The organism is Streptomyces sp. NPDC023157 (assembly GCF_055560575.1).
On record NZ_JBVHIL010000001.1, the window covers coordinates 406,475 to 426,533 of the forward strand.

Consider the following 20,059-nt stretch of genomic DNA (forward strand, 5'->3'; position numbering starts at 1 on the left):
GGCCCTCGGCCCGCACCCCTTTTCGCGTTGCCGGACGTCTATGGGATTTCTAACCCTCGGCGTCGAGCGCCATGGGGCCGTAGATCTTCGTCCCGTCCTCGGACAGCGTCACCTGGTCCGCGCCGCCGTCGAGCAGGTCGCGCCAGTTCTCGCCGATCCAGGATTCCGCGTCGCCCTGGGTGGGGAACTCCTCGGGGGTCACCGCCGGTGCGACCTCAGTGCCGTCGGTCTTCTCGAACCGCCACGTCCATGCCATGCCAGCCTCCGGATGATCGGTTTCCTGCCCGCAGCGTAGCCGGGCGCGCACCGCTTGCGGTGACGCGGGAGGATCTGAGGGTGGAACTGACTCTGCTCGGCACCGGCGCACCCCTCGGACTCCCCCGCCCCGGCTGCCCCTGCGCGGTGTGCGCGCTGTCCCGCGGGGAGCGGGCGCGGGCGGCCACCTCGCTGCTCGTGGACGCGGCGCTGCTGCTGGATCTGACGCCGGGGGCCGCGCTGGCCGCGGCCCGGTCGGGGCACTCGCTGGTCGGGGTGCGGCAGGTGCTGCTCACGCATCCGCACGACGGGCCGGCGGTGGAGCTGCCGGCGGGGCTGCCCGCGGCGGGGCGGGTGCCGGACGGGCGGGAGCTGACGCTGATCAGCGGGCACCGGGTGCGGGCGGTGTCGATGGACTCGCCGGGCACCGGGTACGAGGTGACCTCGGCGGAGGGCGAGCGGCTGCTGTACCTGCCGCCGGGCGGTGCGGCGGCCGGGCTGCCGGACGACCACCGGCCCCCGTACGACATGGTGGTCGCCGATGTGACGGGCCGGCCGGACGGGCTGGCCCGGCTGCGGGCCATCGGGGCGGTCGGCCCGAGCACCGACGTGATCGCCGTGCACCTGGACCACGACGCGCCCGCCGGGGCCGAGCTGGACCGGCGGCTCGCGGCGGCGGGGGCGCGGGCGGTGCCGGACGGGACGACGCTGTACGTCGGCGAGTACCACGCCGTGCCGGACGTGCCGCGCCGGACGCTGGTGACGGGCGGCGCCCGGTCCGGGAAGTCGGTGGAGGCCGAGCGGCGCCTGGAGACCTTCCCCGAGGTGCTGTACGTGGCGACGGGCGGGACCCGCGAGGGCGACCCGGAGTGGGCGCAGCGGGTGGGGCTGCACCGGGAGCGGCGGCCGGGCTCCTGGCGTACGGCCGAGACCACCGATCTCGTACCGCTGCTCACGGGCGAAGGCCCGGCGCTCCTCGTCGACTGTCTGTCGCTGTGGCTGACGGACGCCATGGACCGGGTCGGGGCGTGGGACGACGAGCGGTGGGAGTCCGGGGGCCGGGAGGCGCTCGCGGAGCGGGTCGCCGGGCTGGTGGCGGCGGTGCGGGCGACGCCCCGGACGGTCGTGGCGGTGACGAACGAGGTGGGTTCGGGGGTGGTCCCGGCGACGGCCTCGGGGCGCCGTTTCCGGGACGAGCTGGGGCGGCTCAACGCGGCCTTCGCCGACGAGTGCGAGCAGGTGCTGCTGGTGGTCGCGGGGCAGGCGCTGGTGCTGCGCGGGTAGGGCGACCGGCTCCGGACAGGGAGCGGGGGCCCCGGGTAGGGTTCGAACGTCCTACCACCATGGCCAACGATGATCGACGTCCCTAGGCGGAACCCACCTTGAACCTCGACGACTTCTCCGATCTGATCGAGCGCCCCGACGGGGGGATCCGGCGTGACGCCGAGGAGCGCAGGGAGCGGCTGAGCGTGCGCCCCGGAGCGCTCGGGCGGCTCGACGAGCTGGGCGAGTGGCTGTCGGCGGCGCAGGGCGCGGTCCCGCCGCGGCCGGTGGAGCAGCCGAAGGTGGTGCTGTTCGCGGGCGACCACGGCGTGGCCTCGCTGGACGTGTCCGGGCGGGCCGCGGGCGGCGGGTACGAGCTGGTGCGGGCCGTGCTGGACGGGGCGAGCCCGGTGGCGGTGCTCGCCCGGGCGCAGCAGGTGCCGGTGCGGGTGGTGGACGCGGGTCTGGACTGCGACCCGGAGCTGCTGCCGGCGGAGGTCACCCGGCGCCGGGTGCGGCGCGGCACGGGCCGGATCGACGTCGAGAACGCGCTGACCCTCGACGAGACCCGCGCGGCGCTCGAACTGGGCATCGCGATCGCCGACGAGGAGGCCGACTCGGGCACCGATCTGGTGGTGCTCGGGGATCTGAGCGTGGGCGGTACGACGCCCGCCTCGACGCTGATCGCCGCGCTGTGCGGGACGGACGCCTCCGTGGTGACCGGCCGGGGCGGTGCCGGGATCGACGATCTGGCGTGGATGCGCAAGTGCGCGGCGGTCCGGGACGCGCTGCGCCGGGCCCGGCCGGTCCTCGGCGACCAGCTGGAGCTGCTCGCGGCGGTCGGCGGGCCGGACCTGGCGGCGACGACCGGCTTCCTGCTGCAGGCCTCGGTGCGGCGGCTCCCGGTGATCCTGGACGGTGTGGTGGGCGCGGCCTGTGCGCTGGTGGCGCAGCGGGCGGCGTTCCGGGCGCCGGACTGGTGGCTGGCGGGCCAGGTGAGCGGGGAGCCGGCGCAGGCGAAGGCGCTGGACCGGATGTCGCTCAACCCTCTGCTCGATCACGGCGTCACTGTGGGCGAGGGAACCGGGGCACTGCTCGCTCTTCCCCTCGTCCGGGCCGCCGCCGCGCTGGCCGCGGAGCTGCCGGAGGTGACCGATCCGCCGGCGGACACCACGCCGGTGGAGGACACCGCCGTGGTGGCGGACGAGGTGGGCTGAGCCGGATCACCGGCCCGGGTGCGTGCGCTCCGCCACGGCGGGACGGGCGCATCCGGCGGCCAGCCATGCCGGGTGATGCCCCATATGATCGCTTTTCATGGGAGAGGTCCGTTTGTCCACCGAAGAAGCGCCCCGGACCACGGTCCGTTCGCGGCGCGGTGCCGCGTTCGCCGTCTGGTACCTGCGGGCCGTCACGTTCATCAATTTCCTGAGCGCCGTCTGGGTCTCGTTCGGCCAGGACCTGCGCCGGCACAACGAGGACAACTACTTCACCCCGTACATGCTCACCGCCGGTTTCGCCTCCGGTGTCTTCACGCTCTTCCTGGCGATCACCATGCGGCGCCGCAAGCGGGCCGCGTGGATCCTCAACCTCGTGCTCAGCGGGCTCTTCCTGCTGCTCTTCGCCCTGGTGATGATCTTCCCGGAGATCCGCCAGCACGCCCAGAACTGGGTCTCGCTGGCCCTGACCGCCGCCTTCTTCGTCTCCCTGCTGCTGGGCCGCAAGGAGTTCTACGCGAAGGGCGACCGCTCCAACCCGCCGCTCGCCGCGGCCGTGGCGGTCGGCGGACTGCTCGTGACCTCGCTGCTCGCCGCGGCCCTGGTGACCGCCACCAACACCGCCACCGGCCACTCCACCTTCCTGGAGCGCTGGAAGTACGGCGTGATGCGGCTGATCACACTGGCCTCGGACGACTCGGCGTACGCCTCGATCACCACCCCGGGCTGGGTGGACGTCGTGATCAACATCATGTCGACGCTGCTGCTCTTCGCCGTGCTCTTCGCCGCCTTCCGCGCCCGGCGGGCCGTCGACCCGCTGACCGAGGAGGACGAGGACCGGCTGCGGACGCTCCTCGACAAGCAGGGCGACCGGGACTCGCTCGGCTACTTCGCGCTGCGCCGCGAGAAGAGCGTCATCTGGTCGCCCAGCGAGAAGGCCGCCATCGCCTACCGGGTGGTCGGCGGGGTCTCCCTCGCCTCCGGTGACCCGATCGGCGACCCGGAGGCCTGGCCCGGGGCCATCGAGCCCTGGCTGGCCGAGGCCCGCGAGCACGGCTGGATCCCGGCCGTGATGGGCGCCAGCGAGGAGGCCGGCACCATCTACGCCCGGCACGGCCTGGACGCCCTGGAGCTGGGTGACGAGGCGATCGTGGAGACCGACGAGTTCACGCTCGACGGGCGGGCCATGCGCACCGTCCGGCAGGCCTTCAACCGGGTCAAGCGGGCCGGCTACCAGGTCCGCATCCGGCGCCACGAGGAGATCCCCACCGACGAGATGGACGAGCTGCTCCGCAAGGCCGACGACTGGCGCGACGGGGCCACCGAGCGCGGCTTCTCGATGGCGCTCGGACGTCTGGGCGACCCCCGGGACGGCCGCTGCGTGATGCTGGAGTGCTCGGACGAGTCGGGCGAGCTGCGGGCGGTGCTGTCCTTCGTGCCCTGGGGGCCGAAGGGTCTCTCGCTCGACCTGATGCGCCGGGACCGGGACTCCGAGAACGGCCTGATGGAGTTCATGGTGATCGAACTCCTCCAGCGGGCGAAGGAGATCGGGATCACTCAGGTCTCGCTGAACTTCGCGATGTTCCGCTCCGTCTTCGAACGCGGCTCGAAGCTGGGGGCGGGACCCGTGCTGCGCATGTGGCGTTCGCTGCTCAGCTTCTTCTCCCGCTGGTGGCAGATCGAGTCGCTGTACCGCGCCAACGCCAAGTACCGACCGATCTGGGAGCCCCGTTTCATGCTCTTCGAGAAGAGCGCCGACCTGCTGCGCATCGGCCTCGCCGCCGGGCGCGCCGAGGGCTTCCTGGAGGCCCCGGGCCTGCCGAAGTGGCTGCACCGCAAGCACCTGGAGGGACGCCGTTGAAAGGGGGGCCAGGGGCGCCTGAGGGGCGTCCGGCGACGCGGGGACGGGGGGTGCGCGGGGCCCTGAAGGGCTTCGCCATACGGGAGTGGGGGCCGCTGTACGCGACGGTGCGGACGGCGCTCGTCACCCGCGGGTGGCGGGCGATCCCGATGACGCTCGCGGCGGTCTGCCTCACCTCCCTCTTCCAGATCGTGCAGAACCAGGACTGGGGCTACCAGCCGGTGCAGGACATCGGCTCGGTCCGGGCGGAGGACCCGCTGGCCCTGGCCCTGCTGCGGACCCCGCTCTCGCTCTTCGTGCCGGCCCTCGACCTGCCGGTGTGGGGCGCGCTCGCGCAGATCCTGCTGGTCTTCGGCATCGCCGAGATCTGCCTGGGCCGGTGGCGGACGCTGCTCGTCGCGTACGTGGCGACGCTGGCCGGCACGCTGTACGCCCGGGTCGGCATCGCGCTCGGCCCGGACAGCCCGCTGGGGCTTCCGGCCTCCGACACCCATGTGGTGGACACCGGCCCGTCGGCGGCGGTGGTCGGCCTCGCCGTGTACGTGTGCTGGCGCTACCGGGCCCGGTGGACCGGGACGCTGGTGGTCGTGGCGATGGTGGTCGAGGTGCTGGTCAAGAACAACCTGGCCGGCAAGGAGCACATCGCCGCCATCGCCGCGGTCCTCCTGCTCATCGCCTTCCAGGAGTGGCGGGGCCGGGGTCAGCGGGGCGGCGTGGAGCCCCGCCCCGGGACGCGCTCCTGGAAGCCGCCGATCAGGTCCTGAGCCCTGCGGCGCACCCCGGTCCAGCGCTTGTCGTGCCGGTAGGCGCGGATCCGGGAGCGGGCCCTGGCCCGGTGGCGCCTGGCGTAGACGTGCCGGGACCACCAGGAGCCGGGGCGGGCGAGGCGGACCGCGCCGACGATCGCGACGAACGGCACGAGGGTGCCGAGCACCGCCATCCGGAACTTCCCCTTCACCAGGGTGGCCAGGACGAAGAGGAAGTTCACCGCGAGGGTCAGGACGAACCCGGCCCGGTTCTGCCGCTCCCCGGTCGTCATGTCGTTCACGCCGAGCGGGGAGAAGCCGGCCAGGGCGAGCAGCACGAGGGCCGCGGTGAGGACGACGACCTCGACGCTCTTGCGGCCGTCGTCCGACCAGTAGACGTCGTCGAGATGGAGGATCAGCGCGAACTCGTCCAGGACGAGCCCCGCGCCGACCCCGAACACCACGGCGAAGACGCCCGCCCCGACCCCCTCCCGGCCGCTGGCGACCGCCCCGAAGCCGCCGAGGACGGTGAGCACGACCCCCGGCACCACGTGGTGGATGTGCAGCCCGCCCGTGGAGACGTTGCGGAAGGGGCCCTTGCCGGCCCGGATGAGCCGGGTGACCGTGCGGGTGACCGCGAAGGTCAGCACGAACGAGGTCAGGGCGAGGAACAGCGGGAGCTTCCCGGGTTCGACGATGTTGCGTGAGAACCAGTGACCCATGCCACCCCTCTGCCGATTGGCCGCTTTCGTACCCTATGGCCAATTTAGCGTCCAGGCGCGGGGCACTACCCTTCCGCGGATGGACGGCCTGCGTTTCGCCTTCGGCACCCTCACGGTGCTCCCCGCCCGCATCACCCGCTGGGACCGCGACGCGGCCCGCGCCGGGATGCTCTGCGCCCCGCTCGCGGGTCTCGTCGTCGGCCTGTGCGCGGCCGCGGTCGGCGGAACGTTCCTGCTGCTCGGCTCGGGCCCGCTGCTCGCCGCCGTCCTCACCGTCGGCGTCCCCGCCCTGATGACCCGTGGCCTCCACCTCGACGGCCTCGCCGACACCGCCGACGGCCTCGGCAGCGCCAAGCCCGCCGAGGACGCGCTGCGCATCATGAAGCAGTCCGACATCGGGCCCTTCGGCGTGATCGTGCTCCTCTTCGCGCTGCTCGCCCAGGTCGGCGCGTTGTACGAGCTCTACGGCAAGGGCTGGGCGCACGGCACGGCCGCCGCGGTCCTCGCCGCCACCGTCGCCCGCCTCGCCCTCACCCACGCCTCCCGGCACGGCGTCCCCGCCGCCCGCCCCGAGGGCCTCGGCGCGATCGTCGCCGCGACCGTCCCGCTCCGCCCCGCCGCCCTGACGACCGGTCTGGTCCTCGTCCTGTGCGCGGCGGCCGGCGCCCTCCTCTCCCCGTACGACGCCCTGCGCCTCCCCCTCGCCGCCCTCGCCGCCCTCGGCACCGCCGAGCTGCTGCTGCGGCGGTGCGTGCGGCGCTTCGGCGGGGTGACCGGGGACGTGTTCGGCGCGGTCGAGGAGACGGCGGCGACGGTGGCGCTGGTGGCGCTCACCTTGGGGTGAACCCCGAGGCCCCTCGCACGGGCGGGCTCCGCCCGACGTGTCGTCCAGCGGCCACCACAGCATGCCGCCCGAGCCTCCCCAGGTCTGGTGACCGCCCGTCAGCAGGCCCGGCGCCAGGCGTCCAGCGCGTACGACTTCCGCATCGAGCTCAGGCCCAGCGCGCGGGAGCCGGGGCAGAACTCCGCCGGCTCCCGCTCGTACTCGACGTGGAACACCGGCTTGCCCGCCTTCACGAAGGGGGTCAGGCGCTCGCACTCCTCGTACTGCGCGCACTGTTCGTTGACCGCGAAGTCGAAGTCCGGGAGCAGGGCGGGGATCTGGTCCAGGTCGTTCTTCAGGCCGACCGCCAGGCCGCGGTCGTGGGCGAGGCGGGCGATCAGGCGGTTGTAGCGGAGCTGGTCGGCGGCGGTCAGGGGGAAGCCCGTCGGGTTCCGGTAGCCGTCCATGTTGTCGGGCTCGACCGCGTCGAAGCCCTTGGCCCGGCACATGTCCAGGCGGGCCGCCATCAGGGGGGCGAGCACGTCGGTGCGGCGGATGTCGAGCCACCGTTCGCCCTGCCAGCCGTTGCCCTTGCCCAGGACGGAGCCCGGGAACCTCGCCGCGTCCGGGCGGAAGTCCTCCCAGGCGCCGGTGGAGAGGTAGCAGATGACCTTGCGGCCCCGGCGGTGCAGGTCGGCGACGGTGGCCGCCGGGTGGTCGAAGCCGTCGATGTCGTACACCGGGACATCCACGGCCGGGTCCAGACGGCCGCTCAGCTGCCACTGCCAGGCGACTCCCGGGCGGGGCTGCCAGCGGGGGGTGGGTTTCGGGTCCGGGGCCACGGGGTGCGAGGGGCCCGGCGGGGGCGAGGGCGGAGGCGTCGTGCAGCCGGCCAGGAGGAGCAGCAGGGCCAGCAGGGGTGCCAGGCGTCTCATCGGGCGGGCTCCAGGGTGTGCGGGAGGGTGCCCCACGGGTGGGCGCCCGTGCCGGGGACCGCGCAGTGCACCGGGGTCGTGGGGCGGACGTCCGCCGGGGCCGCGTACACCAGGTGACAGTAGTGGTCGGCGACCGGCAGATCGAGGTCACGGTACGAGTCCCAGGGGCCCTCGAAGGTCACCAGGAGGTCGGCGAGGGCCTCGTAGCCGGGGGCCGGGTGGGCGCCGTGGTTGAAGACCAGGGTGCGGAGCCCGGCCGCCCGCGCCGACACGGCGAGGCGCCGGTAGTGCGGGAGCGCCCCGGGCTCCGTCGGCACCTGGTCGAGGAACGCGCCGTCCGCCGCGTACCAGTCGCGGTGCCGCACCAGGTCGGCGACGACCTCGGCGTGCGGGCGGCGCCCGTAGTCGGTGTCCGCGTAGCCGAGGACCCGTACCCCGGCCGCCCGCAGCCGCGCGGCCAGCTCGGCGAAGGCCGGGTCGCGGGAACGGCCCGCACCGCTGGCCGGGTTGAGGACGACCCCGTAGAGGGCCGGCGCCGCCGCCACGACGGCGGACCAGTCCTCGGGGCGGTCGGCCGGGTGCTCGTAGAAGGGGACGAGCAGAGAGGGGGTGGTCATGGTCCTGTCCCTAGAAACGGTGGGTGGTGGGGCGGGCCAGCAGGACGCAGGTCAGCACGGACAGCGCCGCCGCCGCCCCGCCGGCCGCCACCGGCCCCGCGGTCGGCATCAGCGTCTGCGCGCCCGCGGCGAGCAGGCACACCGCGGCGGCGCTCGACACCCCGCCGAAGGCCTGGAGCAGCAGCCCGAGCCACAGCACCGCACCCACCAGGAGCAGCGAGCCGATCCGCCCGGGGGCGACGGCCGCGGCACCCGGCCACAGCGCGGCGGCGGTGAGGGCGAGGGCGGCCAGCACCCCGAGGTAGGCGCCCAGGCTGCGGGCGAGCATGCCGGTGACGGCGCGCCGGAACTCGTACGCCGTGGTCAGCAGGCTCAGCCGGGTCAGGCTCGCGCCACGGAAGCGGTGCAGCAGCCACTCGGCCGGGCCCATCGACAGGGTGAGCGCGATGACCGCGTCGGCCCCCGCGTACAGCACGAGCAGCCCGCTGCCCAGGCCGAACAGGCCGTACGGGACGGAGGCCGCGAACGGCGGTCCGCCCCTCCCCCGCCCCCGGACGGGCGGCGCGTCGGGGGCCGGGCGCAGGGCCAGCGCGGCGCAGGCCGCCGTCGCGCTGAGCGAGGCGAGCAGCAGGGCGATCCGGAGCGGATCGGGCAGGTCGTAGCGGAAGGCGGGGACGGCTCCGGCGAGCGGCAGCAGCGCGCGCAGCAGGGCCCGTTCGCGGCCCAGCACGAGCAGCACGGTCGCGGCGCCCAGGTACACCGCCTGGCCGGCCCCGAACAGGGCCGCCGGGCTCTCCCCCGGGCCCGCCGCCGCGACGGCCACGGCCGCGCCCGCGAGCGCGCCCGCCGGAGCGCCGGTGCGCAGCGCGCGGGCGGCGGCCCGCCGGTCGCCGAGGCCCAGCCAGGTGTACGCGCGGTGGGACAGCACCTGGTTCCACACCCAGCCGGTGACGGCCCCGGCGAACAGCGGCACGGTGCCGGGCGGCAGGCCGTAGCGGCCCGGCCCGGTGGCGAGCAGCGGCGCGCCCAGCACGTAGGCGAGGCCGGGCAGGGCGAAGACCACACCGCGCAGCAGGCAGCCGGCCAGGCCGGTGTGCCAGGGGGCGGCCTTCGGGGGCTCGGGCGCGGAGTGGCGGCGTTCGGTCCTCGCGTAGAGGTCCTCGGCGAGGGCGAAGGAGTCGGCGCGGCCGTAGGTGAGGCGGATGTGGCTGTCGGTCATGCCGTCGGATTCCAGGATGGCGGCTATCTCGTCCGGGTGGACCGCGGCTGCCGCGAGGGCGTCCAGGCGGTCGGCCAGTTCGTCCATCGGGTCGGCGGCCAGGGGTGGTCCGGCGGGGTCGGGGGATGTGGCCCGTTGGCGGGGGACGGCGGGGAGGGCGTCCCGTGTGGTGCCCGGCTTCAGCCAGAGGGAGCCGCTCATGCCCATGCGCCTTCCGTGAGTCCGGTGCGCCACCGGTCGGTCAGGCGGACGGTCCAGTCCTGCTGCCGCCCGGCGGGGGGTTCGGCCCTGTCCTCGCCGGCGAGTTCCCGGTAGATGGTGCGGAAGCCGTCCACGGAGCGGTGCAGGGTGAAGCGGTCGACGACGCGCTGGCGGGCGTCCTTGGCGAGTGCCGCCCGGCGCGGGTGGTCCTGGAGGAGTTCCGTCACGGCGGCGGCCATCACGGCCGGTTCGCGGGGCGGGACCACGAGGCCGGTGTCGCCGACGGCCTCGCGGACCCCGCCCACGTCCGTCGAGACGGTGGCCCGGCCGCAGGACATGGCCTCGATGAGGGAGAAGGGGAAGCCCTCGCTGATGGAGGAGAGCATCACGATGTTGCCGGCCGCGTAGGCGCCGGCCACGTCGGAGGTGCGGCCCTCGAAGGTGACGCCGTCGGCGACGCCGAGTTCGGCGGCCAGCTTCTCCAGGCGGGTGCGGTAGTCCTCGTTGCCGGCCGGGACCGGGCCGAAGAGCCTGAGGCGTACGTCGGGGAGTTCGGCGCGGACGATGGCGTACGCCCGGATCAGGGTCTCCAGGTCCTTGATCGGGTCGACCCGGCCGACCCAGCTGAGGGTGGGCGTCTCCGGTTCGGGGCCGGCCCAGGGGAAGGCGGCGGGGTCGACGCCGTTGTAGACGGTGCGGATGCGGTCGGCGGGGGCGCCGCCGCGCTCCTCCCAGCGCCGGTTGTACTGGTTGCAGGGGGTGATGAGGTCGGCCTTCCGGTAGCCGAGGGAGTTGAGCTCGCGGTAGAAGCCGAGCATGAGGGCCTTGACCGGCCAGCGCTGGGCCTCGGTGCGGTAGCCGAGGTAGCGCTCGCGGAGGTAGATGCCGTGTTCGGTGAGCAGGAAGGGCACCCCTTCGAAGTGCTGGGCGGCGAGCGCCGGCAGCGTGGCGAGACCGCTGGACACGGCGTGTGCCACGCGGTCGCCGGGTATCCGGGCGGCGAGCGGGCGCAGGGCGTGTTCGAGCAGGTCGGTGGCGGTGAGGGCGTCGTGGACGGTGGGCCGGGCCCCGGCCGTCGGCAGGTGGGGCATGGACCAGATCCACATGAGGGAGCGCAGCACCTGCTCCGAGCGGAGGGCGGCGGTCAGGCGGCCCTGGCGGGCGAGTCCGGCCAGGGCGTACAGGCCCTCGCCGAAGTCGCAGCCCGCGGTGGGGTCGAGGAGGGCGAGCAGGAAGCGCTCGTAGGTGTCGAGGAAGCGGCGGCGGGCCCGGCCCCGGGGCGCCCCGCCCCGCTCCGGGGTGCCCCAGAGCGGGAAGGACCGGTGCTCCGAGATGTTCGGCGGCAGCTCCCAGGTCACGGGTTCACGGCCGCTGCCGGTGAGGGCGAGGATGCGGAAGTCGACCTCGGGCATGCCGCGGACGAGCTGGTCGCACCAGGTGCTGACGCCCCCGTGCACGTGTGGATAGGTGCCTTCGGTGAGCATGGTGACGTGACGGCCACTGCTCGGCATGGGTGTCCCCCCGGACGTGTCGGACGGGCCTTGGCGTCGGTCGGGCCCTGGCTCCGGTCAGGCGATCGGCGATCGGCGGTCAGGCGGTCGAGCGACCCGACGGTCGGGCCGTCGGGCCGTCGGGCCGTCGGGCCGTCGGGCCGTCGGGCCATCAGGCGGTCGGGCCGTCGGGCGATCAGGCGGTCGGGCCGTCGGGCGATCAGGCGGTCGGGCGATCAGGCGGTCGGCAGCTTGAGCGTGATCGCGGTCTGGAGCAGTTCGGGCGTGGTCCAGGCCGAGCGGGCGCCCGCGTACACGGTGCCGAAGGCCGTGGTGCCGAGGAGGAGTTGCTTGCGGGCGCCCTCGGGGGCGGTGATCGGGACGTCGACGCCGGAGGGGGCCTTCACGGTGACGGTGGTGCCGATCCGGTAGGCGGTGACCTGTCCGGCGGAGAGCGCCCGGTCCCAGGCGGCGCGGCGGTCCAGTTCGGTGCCGACGTCCTTCTGGCGCGGGTTGACCAGGGGCGTGTCGGCGGCGAACAGCTCGCGGTAGTCGGCGAGGACCCGGTCGAGGACGGGGTAGAGGAGGCGCTCCTCGGCGAGGTTGGACTGGTGCACGTAGTGCGGGCGCGGGTCGTTGCCCATCACGTGGGAGAGGGCCGTGCGGGCCTCCTGCGGCACGATGTGGGAGGCGTAGCCGGTGGCGGGGTCGAGCGGGGCGGGCAGGCAGGTGGAGGCCGGGTCGGACTCGCAGATCCCGCTGCCACCGCCGGCGCGCGCGGTGTAGATCCAGTTGTACTCGTCGGTCATCTCGGCGGCCGTGCCCACGTTGTAGTACACGTTCATGGGGTGGCGGGGCACCGTCTGCGCGGCCCCGGTTCCGGTGCCGACGGAACGCTGCTGCGGCTCGCGCGAGTTGTCGCTCGCGGTCCATTTCACGCCGTTCTCGGCGAGCGCCCCGGCGAGGTTGGGGTTGTCCACGGACTGCTGCGGCAGGGTCTTGAGGCCGGAGTGCTCGCCGGTGACCAGTTCGCTGCGGTCGACGGAGATCCCCCTGAGGACGGCCCAGTTGAGGTTGTCGCGGATCTGGGCGGAGATCTCGCCGCGGCCGGTCCACTTCACCGCCCCGGTCACCGGGTCCTTGGCGCACTGCCAGGGGACGGTGGTGGCGTCCTGGACGCAGCCGAGGAACGGGTGCGTGTAGGTGTGGTTGACCCAGCGGTACTGGGCGCGGTCGGCCAGCAGCCGGGCGGCGAGCGGGTCGGTGCCGCCGTGCTCGGTCTTCCACTGCTCGCCCTGGCCGCCGTTGTAGACCAGGTCGAGCTGGAAGCCGGCGGACTTCTGCCAGGCGGCGGCGTACTGGGCGTCGGCGGCGGTCATCCGGATCGGGTTCTCGGCCTCCCCGTCGCCGCCGGCGCAGTCGAGGTCGCCGGGGGTGCAGTCGCGGGCGGTGTCCCAGCGGGCGTCGGGGGCGAACACGTCGTCGACGTGGACGGAGAGGTAGTTGCGGTCCTGCCCGAGGTGGACGCCCTGGGTGAGCCATTCGACGATGCCGCGGGCCAGCGCCCGGTACTGGCGCTGGTACTGGTTGTACGCGAAGGAGACCACCAGCTCGCGCCGCCCGTCATGGGCGTACTCGCCGATCAGGCTGGCCCGGCCGCCGCCCCCGACGGGCATGTCGAGGTAGCTGGTGTAGCCGGGCCGGGGGCGGCCCGCGTAGCCGTAACTCTCGGCCACGGACGGGTCGTTGTCCTCGAAGTCGACGGTCCCCCTGAGGTGCCGGAAGGGGCCCGTCCGCCCGGCCGGGGTGACGGAGGCGCGGGCGCCGTCCAGGACGCCGGAGTAGCCGCCGTCGTCGGTGTAGTCGAGGCCGACGCCGGGGTGGGCCCAGGTGTACGCGTCGACCTGCGGGATGCCGAAGGCCCGCTCGTACGCGACGAGGGCGGTCTGCTCCGCGGAGTCGGGGCCGAAGACGGCCTCGTGCGGCAGCACGACGCCCTGGTACCTGGCGCGGGGGCGCCCGTCGACCGTGTCGCTGAGGAAGGCGGGGGTGAGCACGGCCCGGTGCTCGTCGTTCAGGTCGAGCGTGCGGTACGGCACGCCGGAGCCCTTCAGTTCGGCGGTGATCGCCTCGACCGCGCTGCCGCCGTCGTCGACGACGAGCACGGTGAGGTCGACGCGCGGGGTCTGCTCGGCGGCGCCCGCCTGCGCGGACGGGACGACGGTGGCGAGCAGCCCGGCGGCGGCGAGGGCCGCGAGGCGCCCGGTGCGGGCGCGGGCCGCGCGGGGTGTACGGGCGGTTCTGGGCGTACGGATTCGGCCGGAGTCGTTCACGTGGTGTCCCCCCTCGGGCAGGCCCGTCCGGCGGGAGGACCTGTGGAGATGCTGCAGAGGATGCAAAGGCGAGGGCGTCGCCCTTGCGCGAATGAGGCGAGTGTGAACGAGCTCCGCGACCCGGCGGGGTAAACCCGAAAGAGACACCACGGACGAGTGAATCAGCGCCGCCGTGAGCGAACACGGCGAGCGGGCGTAGGCTCGTTCTCGGCGCTCATCGGGCCGAAATACGATGCGGCGGGGCACGGTCGGCCCATCCCTCGACCGCCAAGAACTCAATGGAAGCGAGATTTCACCACCGTGACTGCTCTCACTCTCAGCACCGCCGGAGCGGCGACGCTGCGCGCCGACGCCCTTGTGGTCGGTGTCGCGAAGTCCGGCAAGGCGCTCGTCGTCGCCCCCGGCGCCGAGGCCGTCGACCAGGCCTTCGACGGCGGGCTCGCCGCCGTCCTGGAGACTCTGGGTGCCTCCGGTGCCGAGGGTGAGGCGACCAAGCTGCCCGCCCCCGCCGGCGTGAAGGCCCCCGTCGTCCTGGCCGTCGGCCTCGGCGCGGCCGCCGAGGACGGCGAGCCCTACGCGGCCGAGACGCTGCGCCGTGCCGCCGGCACCGCCGCCCGCGTCCTGGCCGGCGCGAAGAAGGCCGCCTTCGCGCTGCCGATCTCCGCCCCCGAGGACGCCGCCGCCATCGCGGAGGGCGCCCTGCTCGGCGCGTACGCCTACACCGCCTACCAGGACGTCCCCAAGGACGCCAAGAAGCCGCTGGGCGAGGTCGCCCTGCTCGGCGCCAAGCCCCGCGACAAGGCCTACAAGGCCGCCGCGGAGCGCGCGCAGATCGTCGCCGAGGAGATCAACCGCTCCCGCGACCTGATCAACCAGCCGCCGAACGACCTGCACCCGGTCGCGTTCGCCGCCGCCGCGCAGGCCGCCGGCAAGGAGTACGGCCTCAAGGTGCAGGTGCTCGACGAGAAGGCGCTCGCCAAGGGCGGCTTCGGCGGCATCCTCGGCGTCGGCGTCGGCTCGGTGAACCCGCCGCGCCTGGTCCGCATCGCCTACACCCACCCGAAGGCGGAGCAGACCCTCGCCCTCGTCGGCAAGGGCATCACCTACGACTCGGGCGGCATCTCCCTGAAGCCGGCCGGCCACAACGAGACGATGAAGTGCGACATGAGCGGCGCCGCCGCCGTGTTCTCCACCGTCGTCGCCGCGGCCCGCCTCGGACTGGCCGTCAACGTCACCGGCTGGCTGGCGCTGGCCGAGAACATGCCGTCGGGCTCGGCCACCCGCCCCGGCGACGTGCTGCGCATGTACAGCGGCAAGACCGTCGAGGTCCTCAACACGGACGCCGAGGGCCGCCTGGTCCTGGCCGACGCGCTGACCAAGGCCTCGGAGGAGAACCCGGACGCCATCATCGACGTGGCCACCCTGACCGGCGCCATGGTGCTGGCCCTGGGCGACCGCACCTTCGGCATCATGGCCAACGACGACGCCTACCGGACCGCGATCCACGAGACCGCGGACGAGGTCGGCGAGCAGTCCTGGCCGATGCCGCTCCCGGCGGACCTGCGCAAGTCCATGGACTCCCCCACCGCCGACATGGCGAACATGGGCGTCCGGATGGGCGGCGGCCTGGTCGCCGGTCTCTTCCTGCAGGAGTTCGTGGGCGAGGGCATCACCTGGGCCCACCTGGACATCGCGGGCCCGGCCTTCCACGAGGGCGCCCCGTACGGCTACACCCCCAAGGGCGGCACCGGCTCCTCCGTGCGCACCCTGGTGCGGCTGGCCGAGCGCCACGCGGAGGGCGAGCTCTGAGCGAGCGCCTGACGTGACGGTACGGCCCCGGGGACCCCGCGTCCCCGGGGCCGTCCCCGTTCGTGGTCCGGACGTCCGCGGCCGGGACGCCGCTGTTCGCCCGCGACGAAATCCGTACCTTCGCACGCCTGCGTTACCCGTCCGTACGGACGATCGGCCGGTCTCAACCACCGGCCCCGCGTCCCGCCGTCCGTCAACAAGTGCGAAGATGGGTTCTCGGCAGGACAGGGCCCCCACCACAGGGCCGAAGAAAATGCGGCCGGACACCAGCCGACCGACCGGTCCCCCTCCCGTACGGGAACGGGGGGTCCGGCGACGAGCGCACATGCATGGAGGACGTGACGTGGCGAACGACGCCAGCACCGTTTTCGACCTAGTGATCCTCGGCGGCGGTAGCGGCGGTTACGCCGCGGCGCTGCGCGGAGCGCAGCTGGGCCTGGACGTCGCACTGATCGAGAAGAACAAGCTCGGCGGCACCTGCCTGCACAACGGCTGCATCCCGACGAAGGCCCTGCTCCACGCCGGCGAGGTCGCCGACCAGGCGCGCGAGGCGGAGCAGTTCGGTGTCAAGGCCTCCTTCGAGGGCATCGACATCAAGGCCGTGCACAAGTACAAGGACGACGTGATCTCGGGCCTGTACAAGGGTCTGCAGGGTCTCGTCGCCTCCCGCAAGGTGACCTACATCGAGGGCACCGGCCACCTGTCCTCGCCCACCTCCGTCGACGTGGACGGGCGCCGTGTCGAGGGCCGTCACGTCCTCCTCGCCACCGGCTCCGTGCCGAAGTCGCTCCCGGGCCTGGAGATCGACGGCAACCGGATCATCTCCTCGGACCACGCGCTGACGCTGGACCGGGTCCCGGAGTCCGCGATCATCCTGGGCGGCGGCGTCATCGGCGTCGAGTTCGCCTCCGCGTGGAAGTCCTTCGGCACCGACGTCACCGTCATCGAGGGCCTGAAGCACCTGGTCCCGGTCGAGGACGAGAACAGCTCGAAGCTGCTGGAGCGCGCGTTCCGCAAGCGCGGCATCAAGTTCAACCTGGGCACCTTCTTCCAGTCGGCCGAGTACACCGAGACCGGTGTCAAGGTGACCCTGGCCGACGGCAAGACCTTCGAGGCCGAGGTGCTGCTCGTCGCCATCGGCCGCGGCCCGGTCTCGGCCGGTCTCGGCTACGAGGAGCAGGGCGTCGCGATGGACCGCGGCTACGTGCTCGTCGACGAGTACATGCGCACCAACGTGCCCACGATCTCCGCGGTCGGCGACCTGGTCCCGACCCTCCAGCTCGCGCACGTCGGCTTCGCCGAGGGCATCCTGGTGGCGGAGCGGCTGGCCGGTCTGAAGACCGTCCCGATCGACTACGACGGTGTCCCGCGGGTGACGTACTGCCACCCGGAGGTCGCCTCCGTCGGTATCACCGAGGCCAAGGCCAAGGAGATCTACGGCGCGGACAAGGTCGTCGCCCTGAAGTACAACCTCGCGGGCAACGGCAAGAGCAAGATCCTCAAGACCGCGGGCGAGATCAAGCTGGTCCAGGTCAAGGACGGTGCCGTGGTCGGCGTCCACATGGTCGGTGACCGCATGGGCGAGCAGGTCGGCGAAGCTCAGCTGATCTACAACTGGGAGGCGCTGCCGGCCGAGGTCGCGCAGCTCATCCACGCCCACCCGACGCAGAACGAGGCCCTCGGCGAGGCCCACCTGGCCCTGGCCGGCAAGCCTCTCCACTCGCACGACTGACGCTCACGTCACCAGGGCGCGACGACCACTTTCCGCACATTCGATAGGAGCAACCGAAACCATGTCGGTTTCCGTAACCCTGCCGGCGCTCGGCGAGAGCGTCACCGAGGGCACCGTCACCCGCTGGCTCAAGGCCGAGGGCGAGCGCGTCGAGGCTGACGAGCCGCTGCTCGAGGTCTCGACCGACAAGGTCGACACCGAGATCCCCGCCCCCGCCTCGGGCATCCTGGCCTCCATCAAGGTCGCCGAGGACGAGACGGTCGAGGTCGGCGCCGAGCTGGCCATCATCGACGACGGCACCGGCGCCCCCGCCGCTGCCCCGGCGCCGGCCGCCGAGCCGGCCGCCGCTCCGGCTCCGGCCCCCGTGGCCGAGGCCCCCGCCGCCCCGGCCCCCGTGGCCGAGGCTCCGGCCGCCCCCGCGGCCGGTGGCGCCACCGGCACGGACGTCGTCCTGCCGGCGCTCGGCGAGTCCGTCACCGAGGGCACCGTCACCCGCTGGCTGAAGTCGGTCGGCGAGACCGTCGAGGCCGACGAGCCGCTGCTCGAGGTCTCCACGGACAAGGTCGACACCGAGATCCCGGCGCCCGCCTCCGGCGTGCTGCTGGAGATCGTCGTCGCCGAGGACGAGTCCGCCGAGGTCGGCGCCAAGCTGGCCGTCATCGGTGCCGCCGGTGCCGCGCCCGCCGCCGCCCCGGCTCCGGCCGCCCCGGCCCCCGCCCCGGCTCCGGCCGCCCCGGCCCCCGCCGCGGCTCCGGCTCCGGCTCCGGCCGCCCCGGCCGCTCCGGCTCCGGCGCCCGCCCCGGTGGCTCCGGCCGCTCCGGTCGCCGCTCCGGCCCCGGTCGCGCCCGCCGCCCCGGTCGCCGCTCCGGCTCCGGTCGCCCCGGCCGCTCCCGCCCCCGTCGCCGCTCAGCCGGCCGAGGACGGCGCGTACGTGACCCCGCTGGTCCGCAAGCTGGCCACCGAGAACGGTGTCGACCTGGCGGGCGTCAAGGGCTCGGGCGTCGGCGGTCGTATCCGCAAGCAGGACGTCCTCGCGGCCGCCGAGGCCAAGAAGGCCGCTCCGGCCCCGGTCGCCGCTCCGGCCGCCCCGGCCGCCGCGTCGAAGGCTCCGGCCCTCGAGGTCTCGCCGCTGCGCGGCCAGACCGTCAAGATGACCCGCATGCGCAAGGTCATCGGCGACAACATGATGAAGGCGCTGCACGGCCAGGCCCAGCTGTCCTCGGTCGTCGAGGTCGACATCACGAAGCTGATGAAGCTGCGCGGCCGCGCGAAGGACGCCTTCGCCGCCCGTGAGGGTGTCAAGCTCTCCCCGATGCCGTTCTTCGTGAAGGCGGCGGCCCAGGCACTGAAGGCCCACCCGGTCATCAACGCCCGGATCAACGAGGACGAGGGCACGATCACCTACTTCGACTCCGAGAACATCGGGATCGCGGTGGACTCCGAGAAGGGCCTGATGACCCCGGTCATCAAGGGTGCGGGCGACCTGAACATCGCCGGCATCTCCAAGGCCACCGCCGAGCTGGCCGGCAAGGTCCGCGGCAACAAGATCACGCCGGACGAGCTCGCCGGCGCGACCTTCACCATCAGCAACACCGGTTCGCGCGGTGCGCTGTTCGACACGATCATCGTGCCGCCGAACCAGGTCGCCATCCTGGGCATCGGTGCCACGGTCAAGCGTCCGGCCGTCATCGAGACCGCCGAGGGCACCGTCATCGGCGTCCGCGACATGACCTACCTCACGCTCTCCTACGACCACCGTCTGGTGGACGGCGCCGACGCCGCCCGCTACCTGACGGCTGTCAAGGCGATCCTGGAGGCCGGCGAGTTCGAGGTCGACCTCGGCCTGTGAGCGCAAGCTACTGAGCTGTAACAAGCCTCACCTGCGGTGTCCCCGTCCGGATGTGTTTCCGGGCGGGGACACCGCCGTATTGTCTAAGGGTCAATGACTCCCTAAGGAGCGGCTTCCATGACCATGCCCGTCGTCCATTCGCTGCGCGAGCAGATCCGCGAGCACATCGTGGAGGGCATCGTCAGCGGGCGCTGGAAGCCGGGCGAGCGGATCGTGGAGCGCCGGATCGCGACGGAGCTGGAGGTGTCGCAGACGCCGGTGCGCGAGGCGCTGCGCGAGCTGGAGTCGCTGCGGCTGATCGAGTCGGCGCCCAACAAGGGCGTCCGGGTGCGCAATCTGACCGCCGCCGACCTGGAGGAGAGCTACCCCGTACGGGCCGGTCTGGAGCAGATCGCGGCCGAGCTGGCGGCGGGCCGGCTGGCGGCGGACTGCTCGACCCTGGAGCCGCACGTGGCGGCCCTGTACGAGGCGGACGCGGCCGCGGACGGCACGGCGCAGGTGCGGCACACGGTGGCCTTCCACCGGGAGCTGGTGAAGGCGGCCGGGAACAGCGTGCTGCTGCACACCTGGGAGGGCCTGGGCATCGAGGTGTTCACGGCGCTGTCGATCCGCTGGCTGGGCACGGTGCAGAAGTCGTACGCGGAGGAGCACCAGGAGCTCGTGGAGGCCTTCCGCAGGGGCGATCCGCACATCGGGGCACTGGTGAAGGCGCATGTCCTGGGGTGCGCGCCGAGGGCGTGATCCGGCCACTCGCAGGGCCGACCACCGCGTGAGCGGGTCCGTTTCGAACGGGCCCGCTCATTCGTGCGTAGGGGCTCTCAATCGCTCTCCCACCTGCGCAAATCCTTCGAAAACAAGGCACCGGGTGCCCTTTTTCGCGGCACCCTGTGCCGACTTTCGTACTCCAGGGAAGTTTTTCGGTTCAACGCTTTGATCGATCATCGATCGGCGGCTTACAGTCTTCGGCGGGCCGTACCCCGGCCCTTCGCC

At 73.5% G+C, this 20,059-nt stretch carries 16 protein-coding genes; 9 read left to right on the plus strand and 7 right to left on the minus strand.

The window, feature by feature from the left end:
* Positions 1 to 49 precede the first annotated feature (49 nt).
* Entirely contained in the window at positions 50 to 256 is a 207-nt protein-coding gene (locus ACZ3ZE_RS01910; RefSeq protein ID WP_361163928.1) for a hypothetical protein, read from the minus strand.
* Between the two features lie 80 nt (positions 257 to 336).
* On the opposite strand from ACZ3ZE_RS01910, the gene ACZ3ZE_RS01915 reads away from it, so the two are divergent.
* The 4 genes from ACZ3ZE_RS01915 (at position 337) to ACZ3ZE_RS01930 (ending at position 5,357) form a co-directional block, all read left to right on the plus strand.
* Complete coding sequence (locus ACZ3ZE_RS01915) at positions 337 to 1,539, plus strand: bifunctional adenosylcobinamide kinase/adenosylcobinamide-phosphate guanylyltransferase (RefSeq protein ID WP_363293304.1); 1,203 nt, start codon at positions 337 to 339, stop codon at positions 1,537 to 1,539.
* A 98-nt stretch (positions 1,540 to 1,637) separates the two neighbouring features.
* The gene (gene cobT / locus ACZ3ZE_RS01920) at positions 1,638 to 2,735 is read left to right on the plus strand and encodes a nicotinate-nucleotide--dimethylbenzimidazole phosphoribosyltransferase (RefSeq protein ID WP_361623569.1); all 1,098 of its coding nucleotides are present in this window, start codon (positions 1,638 to 1,640) and stop codon (positions 2,733 to 2,735) included.
* Between the two features lie 97 nt (positions 2,736 to 2,832).
* A complete protein-coding gene (locus ACZ3ZE_RS01925) occupies positions 2,833 to 4,593 on the plus strand; it encodes a phosphatidylglycerol lysyltransferase domain-containing protein (protein ID WP_361163922.1) in 1,761 nt (586 codons plus the stop codon).
* Positions 4,594 to 4,643: 50 nt separating this feature from the next.
* Positions 4,644 to 5,357 carry a hypothetical protein gene (locus tag ACZ3ZE_RS01930; protein ID WP_361163920.1) on the plus strand — a complete coding sequence of 238 codons (714 nt, stop codon included), beginning with the start codon at positions 4,644 to 4,646 and terminating at the stop codon, positions 5,355 to 5,357.
* Here ACZ3ZE_RS01930 and ACZ3ZE_RS01935 read toward each other — a convergent pair.
* Complete coding sequence (locus tag ACZ3ZE_RS01935) at positions 5,294 to 6,061, minus strand: hypothetical protein (protein ID WP_361163918.1); 768 nt, start codon at positions 6,059 to 6,061, stop codon at positions 5,294 to 5,296. The genes ACZ3ZE_RS01930 and ACZ3ZE_RS01935 overlap by 64 nt on opposite strands.
* A 79-nt stretch (positions 6,062 to 6,140) precedes the next feature.
* On the opposite strand from ACZ3ZE_RS01935, the gene ACZ3ZE_RS01940 reads away from it, so the two are divergent.
* On the plus strand, positions 6,141 to 6,905 hold the full coding sequence (locus ACZ3ZE_RS01940; RefSeq protein ID WP_467257001.1) for an adenosylcobinamide-GDP ribazoletransferase: 765 nt from the start codon (positions 6,141 to 6,143) through the stop codon (positions 6,903 to 6,905).
* A gap of 98 nt (positions 6,906 to 7,003) precedes the next feature.
* Here ACZ3ZE_RS01940 and ACZ3ZE_RS01945 read toward each other — a convergent pair whose 3' ends face one another.
* The 5 genes from ACZ3ZE_RS01945 to ACZ3ZE_RS01965 all read right to left on the minus strand — a co-directional run bounded on the left by ACZ3ZE_RS01945 (position 7,004) and on the right by ACZ3ZE_RS01965 (position 13,679).
* Positions 7,004 to 7,819, minus strand: coding sequence for an endo alpha-1,4 polygalactosaminidase (locus tag ACZ3ZE_RS01945; RefSeq protein ID WP_467257003.1), 816 nt, complete (start codon positions 7,817 to 7,819; stop codon positions 7,004 to 7,006).
* Positions 7,816 to 8,436 (minus strand): spherulation-specific family 4 protein, encoded by a 621-nt coding sequence (locus ACZ3ZE_RS01950; RefSeq protein ID WP_361163912.1) that lies wholly within the window; start codon positions 8,434 to 8,436, stop codon positions 7,816 to 7,818. The genes ACZ3ZE_RS01945 and ACZ3ZE_RS01950 overlap by 4 nt, the downstream gene beginning before the upstream one ends.
* 10 nt (positions 8,437 to 8,446) lie before the next feature.
* A complete protein-coding gene (locus tag ACZ3ZE_RS01955) occupies positions 8,447 to 9,856 on the minus strand; it encodes a hypothetical protein (RefSeq protein WP_467257004.1) in 1,410 nt (469 codons plus the stop codon).
* On the minus strand, positions 9,853 to 11,367 hold the full coding sequence (pelF, locus tag ACZ3ZE_RS01960; RefSeq protein WP_363293307.1) for a GT4 family glycosyltransferase PelF: 1,515 nt from the start codon (positions 11,365 to 11,367) through the stop codon (positions 9,853 to 9,855). Before pelF ends, ACZ3ZE_RS01955 begins: the two co-directional genes overlap by 4 nt.
* 215 nt (positions 11,368 to 11,582) lie before the next feature.
* A complete protein-coding gene (locus ACZ3ZE_RS01965; protein WP_467257006.1) occupies positions 11,583 to 13,679 on the minus strand; it encodes a hypothetical protein in 2,097 nt (698 codons plus the stop codon).
* 300 nt (positions 13,680 to 13,979) lie between these two features.
* Between ACZ3ZE_RS01965 and ACZ3ZE_RS01970 the strand changes: the two genes are divergently transcribed.
* The 4 genes from ACZ3ZE_RS01970 to ACZ3ZE_RS01985 all read left to right on the plus strand — a co-directional run bounded on the left by ACZ3ZE_RS01970 (position 13,980) and on the right by ACZ3ZE_RS01985 (position 19,810).
* Positions 13,980 to 15,488: a leucyl aminopeptidase gene (locus ACZ3ZE_RS01970; protein WP_361163904.1), complete on the plus strand. Its 1,509-nt coding sequence runs from the start codon at positions 13,980 to 13,982 to the stop codon at positions 15,486 to 15,488.
* Positions 15,489 to 15,831: 343 nt separating this feature from the next.
* Positions 15,832 to 17,220, plus strand: a complete 1,389-nt coding sequence (gene lpdA / locus ACZ3ZE_RS01975; protein WP_132915677.1) for a dihydrolipoyl dehydrogenase — start codon at positions 15,832 to 15,834, stop codon at positions 17,218 to 17,220.
* Between the two features lie 61 nt (positions 17,221 to 17,281).
* Positions 17,282 to 19,069 (plus strand): 2-oxoglutarate dehydrogenase, E2 component, dihydrolipoamide succinyltransferase, encoded by a 1,788-nt coding sequence (gene sucB, locus ACZ3ZE_RS01980; RefSeq protein WP_467257008.1) that lies wholly within the window; start codon positions 17,282 to 17,284, stop codon positions 19,067 to 19,069.
* A 117-nt stretch (positions 19,070 to 19,186) separates the two neighbouring features.
* Positions 19,187 to 19,810, plus strand: a complete 624-nt coding sequence (locus tag ACZ3ZE_RS01985; protein WP_361163900.1) for a GntR family transcriptional regulator — start codon at positions 19,187 to 19,189, stop codon at positions 19,808 to 19,810.
* Positions 19,811 to 20,059 lie beyond the last annotated feature (249 nt).

Excerpts from the sequence above, each read along its gene's own strand:
- ACZ3ZE_RS01910 (WP_361163928.1), bottom strand. The coding sequence starts at position 256 with ATGGCATGGACGTGGCGGTTCGAGAAGACCGACGGCACTGAGGTCGCA.
- ACZ3ZE_RS01925 (WP_361163922.1), top strand. The coding sequence starts at position 2,833 with ATGGGAGAGGTCCGTTTGTCCACCGAAGAAGCGCCCCGGACCACGGTC.
- ACZ3ZE_RS01935 (WP_361163918.1), bottom strand. The coding sequence starts at position 6,061 with ATGGGTCACTGGTTCTCACGCAACATCGTCGAACCCGGGAAGCTCCCG.
- ACZ3ZE_RS01940 (WP_467257001.1), top strand. The coding sequence starts at position 6,141 with ATGGACGGCCTGCGTTTCGCCTTCGGCACCCTCACGGTGCTCCCCGCC.
- ACZ3ZE_RS01945 (WP_467257003.1), bottom strand. The coding sequence starts at position 7,819 with ATGAGACGCCTGGCACCCCTGCTGGCCCTGCTGCTCCTCCTGGCCGGC.
- ACZ3ZE_RS01950 (WP_361163912.1), bottom strand. The coding sequence starts at position 8,436 with ATGACCACCCCCTCTCTGCTCGTCCCCTTCTACGAGCACCCGGCCGAC.
- ACZ3ZE_RS01955 (WP_467257004.1), bottom strand. The coding sequence starts at position 9,856 with ATGAGCGGCTCCCTCTGGCTGAAGCCGGGCACCACACGGGACGCCCTC.
- pelF (WP_363293307.1), bottom strand. The coding sequence starts at position 11,367 with ATGCCGAGCAGTGGCCGTCACGTCACCATGCTCACCGAAGGCACCTAT.
- sucB (WP_467257008.1), top strand. The coding sequence starts at position 17,282 with ATGTCGGTTTCCGTAACCCTGCCGGCGCTCGGCGAGAGCGTCACCGAG.
- ACZ3ZE_RS01985 (WP_361163900.1), top strand. The coding sequence starts at position 19,187 with ATGACCATGCCCGTCGTCCATTCGCTGCGCGAGCAGATCCGCGAGCAC.